At 45.2% G+C, this 13,071-nt stretch carries 11 protein-coding genes; 8 read left to right on the top strand and 3 right to left on the bottom strand.

Annotated features, from left to right (window positions below; genetic code table 11):
- Nucleotides 1–147: 147 nt before the first annotated feature.
- Together AACV78_RS09575 and AACV78_RS09570 are read left to right on the top strand one after the other, a co-directional pair.
- Nucleotides 148–3,654, top strand: a complete 3,507-nt coding sequence (locus AACV78_RS09575) for a glycosyltransferase (protein WP_194012931.1) — start codon at nt 148–150, stop codon at nt 3,652–3,654.
- A gap of 316 nt (nt 3,655–3,970) precedes the next feature.
- A complete protein-coding gene (locus AACV78_RS09570; protein WP_194012932.1) occupies nt 3,971–5,296 on the top strand; it encodes a GH39 family glycosyl hydrolase in 1,326 nt (441 codons plus the stop codon).
- Nucleotides 5,297–5,395: 99 nt separating this feature from the next.
- Here the strand turns inward: AACV78_RS09570 and AACV78_RS09565 are convergent, their stop codons facing one another.
- Nucleotides 5,396–5,707, bottom strand: coding sequence for a contact-dependent growth inhibition system immunity protein (locus tag AACV78_RS09565; RefSeq protein ID WP_194012933.1), 312 nt, complete (start codon nt 5,705–5,707; stop codon nt 5,396–5,398).
- Nucleotides 5,704–6,243 carry an RNase A-like domain-containing protein gene (locus AACV78_RS09560; protein ID WP_194012934.1) on the bottom strand — a complete coding sequence of 180 codons (540 nt, stop codon included), beginning with the start codon at nt 6,241–6,243 and terminating at the stop codon, nt 5,704–5,706. The genes AACV78_RS09565 and AACV78_RS09560 overlap by 4 nt, the downstream gene beginning before the upstream one ends.
- Nucleotides 6,244–6,659: 416 nt before the next feature.
- Here AACV78_RS09560 and rfbF point away from each other — a divergent pair, with 416 nt between their 5' ends.
- The 5 genes from rfbF to AACV78_RS09535 all read left to right on the top strand — a co-directional run bounded on the left by rfbF (nt 6,660) and on the right by AACV78_RS09535 (nt 11,640).
- Nucleotides 6,660–7,436, top strand: a complete 777-nt coding sequence (rfbF, locus tag AACV78_RS09555; protein WP_194012918.1) for a glucose-1-phosphate cytidylyltransferase — start codon at nt 6,660–6,662, stop codon at nt 7,434–7,436.
- Nucleotides 7,437–7,693: 257 nt separating this feature from the next.
- Nucleotides 7,694–8,779: an acyl-CoA dehydrogenase family protein gene (locus tag AACV78_RS09550; protein ID WP_194012919.1), complete on the top strand. Its 1,086-nt coding sequence runs from the start codon at nt 7,694–7,696 to the stop codon at nt 8,777–8,779.
- A 111-nt stretch (nt 8,780–8,890) separates the two neighbouring features.
- On the top strand, nt 8,891–9,622 hold the full coding sequence (locus tag AACV78_RS09545) for a cyclase family protein (RefSeq protein WP_194012920.1): 732 nt from the start codon (nt 8,891–8,893) through the stop codon (nt 9,620–9,622).
- A 47-nt stretch (nt 9,623–9,669) separates the two neighbouring features.
- Nucleotides 9,670–10,416, top strand: a complete 747-nt coding sequence (locus tag AACV78_RS09540; protein WP_194012921.1) for a DUF1995 family protein — start codon at nt 9,670–9,672, stop codon at nt 10,414–10,416.
- Between the two features lie 456 nt (nt 10,417–10,872).
- Entirely contained in the window at nt 10,873–11,640 is a 768-nt protein-coding gene (locus tag AACV78_RS09535) for a metallophosphoesterase (protein WP_194012922.1), read from the top strand.
- Between the two features lie 183 nt (nt 11,641–11,823).
- Here the strand turns inward: AACV78_RS09535 and AACV78_RS09530 are convergent, their stop codons facing one another.
- The gene (locus tag AACV78_RS09530) at nt 11,824–12,678 is read right to left on the bottom strand and encodes a M48 family metallopeptidase (RefSeq protein WP_194012923.1); all 855 of its coding nucleotides are present in this window, start codon (nt 12,676–12,678) and stop codon (nt 11,824–11,826) included.
- A gap of 2 nt (nt 12,679–12,680) precedes the next feature.
- Between AACV78_RS09530 and AACV78_RS09525 the strand changes: the two genes are divergently transcribed.
- Nucleotides 12,681–12,848: a hypothetical protein gene (locus AACV78_RS09525; RefSeq protein ID WP_194012924.1), complete on the top strand. Its 168-nt coding sequence runs from the start codon at nt 12,681–12,683 to the stop codon at nt 12,846–12,848.
- The last annotated feature ends 223 nt before the right edge of the window (nt 12,849–13,071 follow it).

Here is a 13,071-nt window from a genome sequence, read left to right as displayed (position 1 = left end):
TAAACGCCCAAAAGATATCCTCACGCTCGATTGAGCAAACGTGGGGAGTTTGGGAACCCTAGAAATAGGGATATTGAAGTATAAATTCTTCAAGAATCCTCGTGCCTTCAGGCCGAGTGAGTGTCAAACTTAAAAGCGAATCAAATAATGTCAACAGTTAATCAAACACCGCTAGTCAGCGTAATTATACCAGCATATAATGGCGATCGCTACATCGCGCAAGCCGTAGAAAGTGTCCTAGCGCAAACTTTTACAAATTTGGAAATTATCGTTGTAGACGACGGTTCCACAGATGAGACACATCAGGTATTGCAGCCTTATCTGGACAAAATTCGCTATGTATATCAAGAAAATCGAGGAGTAGCAGCCGCCCGCAACCGAGGAATTCAGGAAGCAAAAGGCGAATTCATAGCTTTTTTAGATCAAGATGACTTCTTTTTACCCGATAAATTAGCAGCACAAATAGCACTGTTTCGCTCCTCACCATCCTTGGGAATTGTCAACAGTGGCTGGCGTTTAGTTAACGAGCAAGGCGACGCAATTTCCGACATCACACCTTGGCTGTATTTCCCCAAATTAAACTTAGAAACTTGGATAGTACAAATGCCCGTACTGCCCAGCGCCATGATGTTTTCGCGCCAGTGGCTGGAAATTGCCGGCGGGTTTAACTCAGAGTTTGATTCAGTAGACGATTCAGATTTAGTGCTGCGTTTAGCAGTGCTGGGTTGCGAAGCAGCTTGGCTGCCTCAAATCACAGTATCCTACCGCCAGCACGACAAAAATGTATCAATCAAAAAAGCCCTGAAACAAGCAAATCTTTTTATTACCTTAAAACAGCAATTTTTCGCAAAACCCGATTTGCCGCAGCACATCCGCGAATTAGAAAATCCGGCTTTCTACGAAGCATTGACTTGGATGGCGTGGCAATTGTACTATAGTAACTATCCAGTTGAGGCGGTTGATTTTTTTCAAAAATCTCTCCGCTACAGTCCCTATCCAGCAAAAAAAACAGTCACAAATTGGCTCCAACGTCTGGCTTCTATTGCCCTAGTTTACCGACGTACAATCGACTTTGAAATATTAAGAAATTTATCGGACTGGAAAAAGTTAATGGCTAGCATACTTTCCTCAAAAACACCCAGAGTCAGCGTCATTATCCCGGCATACAACTGCGAACGCTACATTGTGAATGCCTTAGAAAGCGCGATCGATCAAACTTACCAAGACTGGGAAATCATAGTCGTAGACGACGGTTCTACAGACAACACTCGCCAAGTTTTAGATGCTTACCGCGATGTAATTCAGTACGTCTATCAGGAAAATCAAGGCGCAGCAATAGCTCGGAATCGCGCTTGCGAGATTGCCAAAGGCGAATTCTTAGCTTTTCTGGATGCTGACGACTTTTTTCTGCCAGAAAAACTTGCAAAACAAATTGCTTGTTTTGAAGCTGACCCCTCTTTAGGGATGGTACAAAACGGCTGGTTGATAGTTGATGAAACCGGAAAAGATATCTACGCATCCCTGCCTTGGGAAGACTCGCCCAACTTAGATTTAGAAACCTTTGTTCTGTACAAAAGCGTGCGTCCCAGCGCGATGATGCTGCGGCGCGAGTGGTGGGAACGTCTGGGCGGTTTTGACCCTCGCTTTCCGCCAACCGAAGATTTAGATTTTGCTTTGCGTTTGACTTTAAAAGGCTGCAAATGTGCTTGGTTGAAAGAGGTATTAACCTGCTACCGCCAGCACGATAAAAATCTGATGTCCGGCGGGCAAAAAGTGATGAAAAGTATGGAAATTGTGATGGAGCAATTTTTTGCCAGACCCGATTTGCCCGATCGCATTCGCAAATTAAAAAAGGCAGAACGTTACAAATGTTTAGTGTGGATAGCGTGGCGGATGTACCGCGACGGATATTTGGCTGAAATGGTCGAGTGTCTGCAAAAATCTCTGTACTATACTCCTTTTACTGGCTCGGAAACTGTTTTCAAATGGTTGGAAACTTTTAGAGTTTCTTCGGAAGAATACAGCAATAGTTTTGATGCTTATGCCTTGACCAATTTACCAGAATGGCAAGACATAGTTGTAGAGGCTGTCAACAATACCTATCAATTTAAATCAGTGCCTAGTTCAAGTTCCCGTCAATTGGGAAGGCACGTACTCCTGTACGCAGAAGACCACGGAATCGGCGGTTTAGCGCAATTCAACCACTCGCTGCTTTGCAAATTAGCAGCCGACGGCTACCGAGTTACTAGCGTACAAACCAAAACTTCTAATCCTTTAATTACCGAACAGCAGCAGCTAGGTATCGAGCATATTTGGCTGGAGTTCGACACGATGAAGGAGTTTTTGCGAATTGCTTACAATTGTGCGGATGCTGAAAGAATTTACGCGGAAGCTCAACCGGATTTAATTATCTTTAGTGATGGCTGGCCGATCGCAAATTTTGCTGCAAAACAAGTGGCGATTAAGCAAAACATACCTTATGTAATTACTCTCGGTTATATCGATCGCACTTATCAACATTTCAACCGCGGCGATCGAGTTCCCTATTTCGATGCAGTCGCCTATCAGTACGATTTAGCCAAATCCGTCATCGCTGTTTCCCACGAAAATTTAAACTTGTTCAAGAGTTTGTTTAAAACACCTCTGGAACAGGGAAAAGTTATTTATTACGGCAGGCCGGACAGTTATTTTGAACCGCCCAATCTTTCCAACCGCCAGCGCTTGCGCCGAGAACAAGGCATCCCCGAAGAAGCTGTGGTTTGTTTCACGGCGGCGAGACTGACTCCAATTAAAGGATATCAGTATCAATTGCAGGCGATCGCCCAACTGAAAAATCTGCCAATTTGGCCGCAGCTATACTTTGTGTGGGCCGGCCCCGGTTCTACCACTCACGACAATATGGAGCCGGAATTGAGAGCAACTGTTAGCGAATTAGGAGTCACCGAACAAGTTAAATTCTTAGGACAGCGGTGGGATGTTGCCGATTGGTTGGATGCCAGCGACATCTTTATTTTATCTTCCGAAGCCGAAGGAATGCCGCTCGCAATTATGGAAGCAATGGCGAAAGAACTGCCCGTAATTGCTACAGCAGTCAGCGGTATTCCCGAAGAGTTGGGAGACACCGGAAAGTTAATCGCCGATCCCAAAATTGACCCGAAACAGACAGCGCGAGAGTTAGCAGAAACGATAGAACTCTGGGCGCAAAACCCCGAATTGCGGAGGCTTGCAGGACAAGCTTGCAAACTGCGGGCTGCAGAAATGTTCAAGGAAGAACGGATGCTTTTGGAATACGCAGAAGTTATCGCCCAAGTCTTATCTGCTAGCAGCAATCGAGATAAATTTGCGGTAGCCCCAAAAGTCCAAAAGCAGATTCAGCAAGTTGACAGTATGCTCAATTACTATTATCTAGTATGGCAGGCATGGCAAGCTTTCGATCGCGGAGATATGTCCGGGATGGCGGAGAAGTTGCAGTTATCATGGAAATGTACGCCGCTGTTTACAACGGAAACTATTTTGAGCTGGATCACGAATTTTGTGACACTATCTGCCGAAAAGGGCGTTAAACTTGATACTCGCTCGCTAGTTGATTCTGAAGCTTGGCAAGAATTGATAGCATCAATCCAGGGTTTTGAAGTTGCCTTGTCTGTTCGTTAAGACTGCTGCGAGTCTAATCTAAAAAAACAGTTTGTAGTAAGGAGTTTAGTCCTGCTTAGTTGGTAGTAAAAAATTGCCTTTCTTCTTGATTTGTAGTGAGAAATTCAGTTTTTTTTATACCAAATTCATAAAATAGCGCTACATATCTACCCCCCCAACCCCCCCTTATAAAGGGGGGGAGTCAAACTTTCAGTAGCAGCATAACTTTATGAAATTGGTATTATCTAACATCTTTTAGGAAGGACTGAAGTCCTCACTACAAAGTTACTAAGGTTTGTCACTGCTTCCTGTTGTTCACTTCGCCAGCAAATACAATATGCAATTCACCTTCAAGTTCAAATCTATTAATAAGCTGCTGCCAATTTGCTTGGCGGTGGTAACTATGCTGTTAATCGCCTATTTTGGGCAGCCAAGAGCGATCGCCCAAATGCGATCGAACATCACAGTAGATTTTGGCCAACCAGCCGTCGGTATAACGTCCATGAGCGGCATCTTGCACGGCATCGACCCCAGCAAGCCCCCAGACAACTTAATTAAACCCTTGCAGCCGAAGCTGTGGCGCGCGGGAAGACTCGATATTTACGATCGAGTAATTGCCAGCGGAGCCGAATTTCAACTATTAGTTAGCGACCTCTGGGGCTACGGCAGCAATCCTAATGGGTGGCCCTATCAAAACTACCCCGCGTGGGAAGCATTCATCCGACAGTTAGCCCAGCAAAATAAGGGCAAAAAAATTATTTGGGATGTATGGAATGAGCCAGATTTAAAAAATCCATTTTGGAATGGTAGCAGAGAACAATTCTTTGAAACCTACAAAAGAGCTTACAAAATTCTGCGGGAAGAATTGGGGCCAACAGCCATGATTGGCGGGCCGAGCATCAGCACTTACAACAAAGAATACCTCGCAGCCTTTTTGGATTACTGCAAAGCCAACAAACTAGAAGTAAATTTCCTAGCTTGGCACGAACTCAACGATACGATAATTTTATTTGTGGACGACCACGTAATCGATGCCAAACGCAATTTTCAACAAAGTCCTTTTTACAGGGAACTGAAATTGCAAAAAATTTACGTTAACGAAATTGTTGGAGAATTAGCTCAATATCAGCCGGGGGAAATTTTAGGTTATTTGTATAACTTGGAGTATGCAAAAGCTGATGGTGCTTGTAGGGCTTGTTGGGATACAACAGTAGGTAAAAAAGTTAGCAATTGCTTCAACAATACACTGAGTGGGATGGTTACGCCTAATACTTTTGAGCCTAGGGCCGCTTGGTGGACATACAAAGCTTATGCTGACGGAGTGAATTCGCGGGTGCTTAGCCAATCGGATAACGATCGGCTTGTCGCTTTAGCCAGCAAGTCAACTCCTCAAGGTAAAGCACAGGTACTTTTAGGTTATTTCGATCGCAATTATTCCTCGGCCACAACCGTTACCTTGAATCTTGCCAATTTGCGGCAATTAGGTATTGAAAAAAATCAAAAGATTACTCTGAAATTAGAGAAAATTCCCAACAATCTAGAAGGCGCTGTGCCAAAACTTATTACTGTCAAAGAAGACACTGTTTCGGTTGGCGGAAATAACTTGAATTATGTTATTTCTAATTTCAAGGTTCATGAAGGTTATGTGTTGACGATTAGGTAATATGGCGGTTTCAACCGCCAAATAGTTAAACGAAAAGGTCGGCAGAGCCTCCAGATATGCGTTCCCAGGCAGAGCCGGGAACGAGTAGAATTCGGCGGTTTAAACCGCCGAATTATGTGGATTCGTCAAAGATTTTTGCACTGATTCCAGCCATTCTCTGACTGTTTGATTTTCCGATTGTGGGTCATAGTAACAGCCTAATTCATCGAGGATGAATGTTTCTAAGTCGGCTGGGGCGATCGGCATTTCTAGCAGTTTGCTAAGCTCTTGCGATGCGGCTTCAACCGTTTCGCGCGGTTCGCTGCTGCGGTAGTTGTTCACTACATCCCTGGGAGTGTCAGCTTCTAGCGGCCAGTCTTGGTGAAAGTAGGAACTGAAAAATTGGGTTAAATTAGGAAATCGATCGATCATTCGGGATAAGCTGTGAGAATAAAGTATCCGGGAGGTAATTTGGCGCTGCGCTGGAGGACGATTTTCAGGCGAGATGCTGAAGTTGCTTTCGATGCGCGGCGGCGCAAAGTAATGCCAATTATTCTGTTGGTGTTGTAGTCGATCGTATAACGATTTCCTCGACTTTTAACCCAGGAGTCGATCGCACTTTGGTTTCTGTTCATTGCTTCCGCAATCGCCGATTCAGCGACGGAACGGTCAGTAAAGGAAGATGCGGCAGAAATTCTCGTTTCGCTTGCGAGTCGCTGTGCTAGTTGTGCTTCTGTTTTGCCAACGTGTCTCTCTAAAGTATGTCCTCCTGCGGCTTCGTGAACATCCAATCCGCCGCCCGGTATGCTAGGCACAAAAGCTAGAGTGGTTTGTGGTATGCTGGAAATTTCCGACCCAATAACCGTGGCGTAAACATCAGGTATTGCCGATTGGAATAAGATTGTTATTGAGGCGATCGCGCCTATGATACCTAAAAACTGTTTGAGACGATCAAATTGAGTTCTCATTGCTGTTTTTTGTGTTCATTTTCAGATTTCTATACTATTTTTTGTCTGTTTCATAGTTTACCATTAGTTATACCATATGTGCAAAATAAGTGCTAGATAGAACCCCCCCAACCCCCCCCGCGATTTCGGGGGGGCTAGAACTTCATATGTAGCAAGTATTTATTAAATTGGTATTAGTTAAGAATTGCGCGCAGCATTTTAATATACGGTGCGCGGTGCATCGCCCTAGAATTACTACGATGGCGATTATTCATAAATTTAAGGTGAGCGGTACTTACCCTAGAATGATTGAGCATAGGGGATGATTTCTGCGCTTCACAAAGCTTCACTAACCATGATAACAATGTTAATAATTATTTTAAAAAATACAAATAATTGATGATACATTAATTGATGAGCTTTCAAAAGGTGGAAAAATGCAAGTAGTTATCCTCGCTGGCGGCCTCGGTACTCGTCTCAGAGAAGAAACAGAATTTCGTCCAAAACCTTTAGTTGATGTCGGCGGGCGTCCGATTATTTGGCACATCATGAAAATCTATGCCTACTATGGCTTCCAAAACTTCATTGTGTGCTTGGGCTATCGCGGGAACATGATTAAGGAATATTTCCTCAATTATGAAGCCATGAACAATGACTTTACTGTCTGTCTGGGACGCAAAAATAGCATTACCTATCATGAGGAACATCACGAACAAGATTTTAATGTAACGCTGGCTGACACTGGCGCAGAAAGCTTGACGGGAGGGCGGGTGAAACGGATCGAAAAATATATCGATGACGAGAATTTCATGGTGACATATGGTGATGGAGTTGCTGATGTCAATATTGATAAATTGATGGAGTTTCACAAGTCTCACGGTAAGCTAGCAACTGTGACTACATTTCGCCCGATTTCTCGCTTTGGAATTTTGGATGTAGACAGCGATAGCCGCGTAGTAGAATTTACTGAAAAACCTCAAATAGACGGCTGGATTAGTGTTGGATATATTGTGTTTAACCGCCGGGTATTTGAGTATTTGGGTGGGGATGATTGTGTTTTAGAACAGGAGCCGATGCAGCGTTTGGCGGCAGAGGGACAGTTGATGGCTTACCGTCACGAGGGCTTTTTCTTTGCAATGGATACTTACCGAGAATACAAGTATTTAAACGAACTTTGGGATGAAGGGAAGGCTCCTTGGAAAGTGTGGAAATAAGTTATAGCATTTCTCAGAAAGATGAGGTACTCTCGTGGGCATTGGGCATTGGGCATTGGGCATACCTCACAACGTTTGAGAACCGCTATATACTAAATCCGGGTTTGGGCTCCCCTTTATGAACCAATCGGTGCCGACATCGTTTGACTTTCTGGCGGTTTCAACCGCCGAATCATAAGAGGGGTGGCTCATATTTTGTATTAGTTGTGGGGCTTTCCGAAATAATAGTAATGCCAATTTTAAAACAATCATAAAAAATGGATTTTCAAGAAATTCTCCACAGCACAAAAAGTTATCTTAAAGAGTGTGTTGTACCCCGCGCCGAAGTTATCGACGGCGACTCGGAAGCGCTAAAAATAGCAGTTGCTGGGTTGGAAAGTCGATCGCTCTTAGCGTTGCGAGTTCCCCAAAAATGGGGCGGTGCCGAAATTCCCCTCCCCATTTTTTACGAATATCAGGAATTGACGGCTCGATATTCCGGCGCTTTGTCTTTCCTGCAAACTCAGCACCACAGCGCAACTGCGATGATTGCCAGCAGCGACAATGAAATGCTAAAAAGTAGATACTTGGGCGCGATCGTCGCCCAAAAAGGGTTACGCTTAGGTGTTGGGTTTTCGCATTTAAGGCGATCCTCTTCGAGGGCTTCGCTAACGGGTAATCCGGCTGTCACCGCAACTCCCACAAAGGATGGCTATTTACTGTCGGGGAATATTCCTTGGATTACAGGTTTTGGCTTGTTTCAAAAGTTTATTGTGGCTGCGCTACTTCCAGACAATCGCGCGGTTTTTGGTGTGCTACCTTTTGCCAATATTCAACGCGAATATGGTAAAATAGCAGTCAGCGAAATCATGCAATTAATCGCCATGAACTCGACTAATACTGTGACAGCAACTCTCGATAATTGGTTGCTGCATGAATCGGAAATAATTGCAGTTAAACCTGTCGGGTGGATAGCCGAAAACGACAGCAAAAATATCCTGAATTCTGTGCCGGCTACTTTTGGCTGTATTAGAGCGGGATTGGATGTAATTGCAACAGTGGCGACTGCTAAAGATTCGCCTGTGATAGCGACGACTTGCCAAAAATTGGAGCAAAAGCTCGATCGGCTCAAACAAAATTTCCGACAATCTCAACATAGCTCAAAAGCAGAACAATTAGCGCTCCGAGCCGCAGCCATTGACTTAGCGGTGCGTTGCGGGCACGCAGCAGTTGTAGTTTCCGGCGGTGCGGCTAACGGTACGCAGCACCCCGCCGGGAGAGTTTATCGAGAAGCTTTGGTGTATACTGTTTCCGGGCAAACCAAGGACGTGATGGAAGCTGCGCTCGATCGAATTGTCAGCTAGCTTTTAGTCCGCTAGCAGTGGATTTCGCTTGACAAGGAGCGCTTTCAACCGCCGATTCATTTGTGCTTGACAAGGAGCGCTTTCAACCGCCGAAATTCTTCATTTTCGCCGATGATAAACAACTTTAACTCAAACAATTTAAAAACGATCGCCTACAGAAACATTATCGACTTAACCCATGCAATTCATCCAAATATTCCCATCTGGCCCGGAGATCCGGCGATCGCATTTGAAACCGTATCTCAAATAGAAAAACACGGCTATTTCCTGCGAAAATTTTCAATAGGAGAACACAGCGGCACTCACATCAACGCACCCAACAGCTTCGATCCAGCCGGCGCGAGTGTTGATAATTACGAGCCGCAGTCGCTAGTTTCGCCCGCAATTGCGATCGACATCCGCGAGCAAAGTCTTGCCAATCCCGACTACACTTTAACTGTAGATGATATATTAAATTGGGAACAGAAACACCAATTTATACAACCGGGAAATCTAGTTTTATTGTATACTGGGTGGCAAAAAAAATGGGAGGACGAACGAGATTTTTTTAATGCGGACGAGAGCGGAATTTGCCACTTTCCCGGATTTAGCAAAGCAGCAACTCAATTTTTGCTAGAAGAACGTTCGATCGCCGGAATAGGCACCGACACCCACGGAGTCGATCCGGGACAAGACGAAAGTTTTGCCGTTAACAAAATGGTGTTGGGAAAGCAGCGAACAGTGCTGGAAAATCTGGCAAATCTCCACTTGTTACCTGCCGCTGACATCACTTTGGTTGTCGGAATATTACGCCTTTTGGGAGGTTCCGGGTCGCCCGTGTCGGTGTTAGCTTTGGTGGCTTGATGCGGTAAAATAAGATTCAGAGAAGTAAAGTAAAAATCATAAAATTAATGACAGAACTGCCAAAGGATCTCAACGAGGCGATCGCCCAATCCCGCATTGCAACAGCCGCCGCCCTCTCGGACGGCCAAAATCTCCTGCAAGTTGAATTAGTATTTCCAGAAATCGCACTGCAAGCACAGTCTATCACCCAACAATTTGTCCCAGAATTTGAAGAAATGCACTCGGGCCTCAAAGTCTTTTTTCCCGATACCGGTGCTGCGGCCCTCGCCCGTCGCGACTGGGGAGAAACACCGTTTAAAGTGACTGATTTGGGTAGCAGCCGCACCCCTATTGAAGAGAAAATAGCACCGGAAGACGAACTGTTTTTGCTCGTCAATCCAGCCGCCGTAGAAGTAGCGCAAGTTGAAAAACTCTACATAGCAGCCGCGGGTCGCCCTGTAATTCTACTAAACCCGCGGCTCGAAGATGTTGCTACTATAGGTATAGGCTATGCAGGCCGTCAATTGCGCGATCGATTCCTCAACAAAATCGAATCCTCCTACTACATCAGGCCTCTAGACAATGCGGCTTTATTCCGCTGTTACCCGCAACCCTGGCAAGTTTGGCTGGAAACAAATGACGAATACGAACTAATTTCTGAAACCGCCCAAAAACCCGTCGGAGACGATTTAGAGCGGATTTTAAACAAAGCTTTGGGAACCGTCGATCCAAATTCCAACGCACCTGTTAAACCGCTAAAAAAGAAAAGTTTTTTGGCAGAACTTCAGACTTTTCTCAAAGCTTTGACTCAGTGAGATTTGTTAACGCTCGCTCGTGGTATTGTAGGGTGCGTCAGCTAGGATTATTTTTGATTTATATAGATAGGTTTTGACTGACGCACCCTACAGAAGTGAGTTATTTTCGAGTCAATCGATCGACAAATAACTGTCTAGTAAATCTCAAATCTCAAATCTAAAACTCGTACGCTCGCGAAGTTGAAGTATCTAAAATCTAAAACTCGTACGCTCGCGAAGTCGAAGTATCTAAAATAGATTGACTCAGTAATAACAGGTGCAGAAACGCAATGAAAAGCTTGCCAGTTTTGCTATCTGTAGCAAGGCAAACAGATATTAGGGAAAATTACTGAATCTCGATCGCAAGGACTATAATGGGTGAGACCCCTCCTCCCTAAAGAATGAAGGAAATAGCATCAAAATCAGATGGTATAAGCAAGTAATTGGGGTTTTGAGTCAGGGAAGCGGATAAACACAGTGGAGTACCGACGCATTGTTATCGGGGACGTACACGGGCATTACGACGGCTTAATGCTCTTGCTAGAGGCACTTGCCCCGAGCTTGAAGGATCGCGTTTATTTTTTGGGAGATTTAATCGATCGCGGGCCCAAAAGCGCTCAGGTATTAGATTTTGTGCAGCACAGCCCCTACCAAACTCTGTTGGGAAACCACGAACAACTAATGCTGGAGGCTTTGTCGGGGCCGCAGGTGGATATGCGGGCGTGGCAATTTTGGATGTACAGTGGCGGGGAGGCGACAGTCGCCAGCTACAAAGAGACAGGGATGATGCCGTACAAACACTTAGATTGGCTGCGATCGCTCCCTACGTACATTGACTTAGGCGATATCTGGCTGGTACACGCGGGCGTGCATCCGGCTATGCCAATTAACGAACAGTCTAGCGAACAACTCTGCTGGATTCGCAAAGAATTTCACACGATATCGAAACCGTATTTTCCCAACAAATTAATTATTACCGGTCACACGATCACTTTTACCTTTGAGGGTGTGAGGCCTGGGGAATTAGTCAGGGGCCAAGGGTGGTTGGATATTGACACGGGTGCTTATCATCCCAAAAGCGGCTGGCTGACTGGATTTGACCTCAACTACCGCAGAGTTTATCAAGTAAATGTGTTTAACAATCAAGTCCGAATTGTGCCGTTTGACGAAGTTGTCCGACAATTGAAGCCGCAGATTACATTCCCGAAAAGTCAGATGAACCCTGTTGTTCAGCAGCAGGGTTAAATTAAGTTGTAGGGTGCGTTAGTTTGAGTTCGATCGACAAAATCGAAATTCACTTGTTTCTAACGCACTCTACTACATAGATTTATTTGTTAACGAACCGCGAAGACGCAAAGATCGCTAAGCAAGAAAAGAGAAGAAAAGAAAAGAAAAGAGAAGAGTTCGTCTTTGACAATTTGAGAATTGCTAGGAAGATCGCAACAGTCGGTCAATTTCCAGCTTGTAAGCCGCATTATTCAAACCTTCACCGCTAGCCAGATCCGGATCGATCGCCCCATTGATGGCAGCAATCCGATCGCTCGTAGCCGGGTGAGTGCTCAAAATACTCGGTGGAGAAGGCTGATTGAGCAACTTTTTCATAAAATCAACCATCCCAGATTGAGCGTAGCCCGCTCGCCCCATAGTTTCCAATCCCAACTGATCCGCCTCGTACTCAGCTTGGCGGCTGTGGGGGCGGCGCAAAGCCAACTCCACGCCAATTTGCACCGCCGCCGAGCGATCGAGCCCAGTCGCCGAAGCTACACCAGAGGCGATCGCCATTTGACGCATTTGTTTAATCGAGTGGCGAGCACTAATATGCCCGATTTCGTGGGCCATAACACTGGCTAATTCCGCTTCATTATCCGCCGCCGCCATCAAACCCTTATTCACATAAACAAAACCGCCCATAGTCGCAAAAGCATTAATATTGTCGTCATCAATCACCTGAAAAGTATAAGGAATATTAGGGCGAGTGCTTTGCTCTGCCAGCCGTTGACCGATGCGATTGATATATGCTGTAGCAGCGCGATCTCGGTAAATTTTTACTTCTCCCCCCGCCAACTGCTGATTGATTTGTCGGCCAACAGTCACCTCTTGGCGATCGGACATATTCGACAATTGAATAACTTGAATCCCCCGAAAAATCAGTTCCGGCAAAGAAAACGCCTGTGTTGGTTGCGGGGAAACCACCCCGATGCCCGCAGCCACAATCAGCGACAGAAACAGATAAATCCCCCGGCCACAAGTATGCCGGCAAGTCAACCAAAAACTTTTGAACATAATTGATAAGTGCTAAAGGAAGGAAGATGGAAGATGGAAGATGGAAGATGGAAGATGGAAGATGGAAGATGGCTATAACGGCTTCGCTCAGGGTGAAAAGATGGAAGATGGAGATCGGACGGCGGTTGAAACCGGATCTACAACAACAAAGTCCCTCTCTAAGAGACTGAATAAAATAATGTAATTTCATCCGTCCGTTCTTCAACCGCCGTCGGCAGGTTTTGTTTGACTTTCTGGCGGTTTCAACCGCCCGGTATTCTTTTTTTTTAGGAAAAACTCAAAAAGTCACTACATCGGCAGACGAAATAGAACGCTGCTTAGTTGCTATTTTAACTTCTTGCCAAATTTTAACCACTCTCCCCATCTCCCCCTCTCCCCCCTCTGTCTCTTAGA

It is taken from the genome of Tychonema sp. LEGE 07196, from assembly GCF_963890365.1.
In the GTDB taxonomy this organism is placed as follows: domain Bacteria; phylum Cyanobacteriota; class Cyanobacteriia; order Cyanobacteriales; family Microcoleaceae; genus Microcoleus.
The sequence above is the reverse complement of the archived record's forward strand: the minus strand, read 5'-3'. Positions and strand labels throughout refer to the sequence as shown.

Coding starts and splice junctions, on each gene's coding strand:
- AACV78_RS09575 (WP_194012931.1), top strand. CDS start 148: ATGTCAACAGTTAATCAAACACCGCTAGTCAGCGTAATTATACCAGCA.
- AACV78_RS09570 (WP_194012932.1), top strand. CDS start 3,971: ATGCAATTCACCTTCAAGTTCAAATCTATTAATAAGCTGCTGCCAATT.
- AACV78_RS09565 (WP_194012933.1), bottom strand. CDS start 5,707: ATGATCGATCGATTTCCTAATTTAACCCAATTTTTCAGTTCCTACTTT.
- AACV78_RS09560 (WP_194012934.1), bottom strand. CDS start 6,243: ATGAGAACTCAATTTGATCGTCTCAAACAGTTTTTAGGTATCATAGGC.
- rfbF (WP_194012918.1), top strand. CDS start 6,660: ATGCAAGTAGTTATCCTCGCTGGCGGCCTCGGTACTCGTCTCAGAGAA.
- AACV78_RS09550 (WP_194012919.1), top strand. CDS start 7,694: ATGGATTTTCAAGAAATTCTCCACAGCACAAAAAGTTATCTTAAAGAG.
- AACV78_RS09545 (WP_194012920.1), top strand. CDS start 8,891: ATGATAAACAACTTTAACTCAAACAATTTAAAAACGATCGCCTACAGA.
- AACV78_RS09540 (WP_194012921.1), top strand. CDS start 9,670: ATGACAGAACTGCCAAAGGATCTCAACGAGGCGATCGCCCAATCCCGC.
- AACV78_RS09530 (WP_194012923.1), bottom strand. CDS start 12,678: ATGTTCAAAAGTTTTTGGTTGACTTGCCGGCATACTTGTGGCCGGGGG.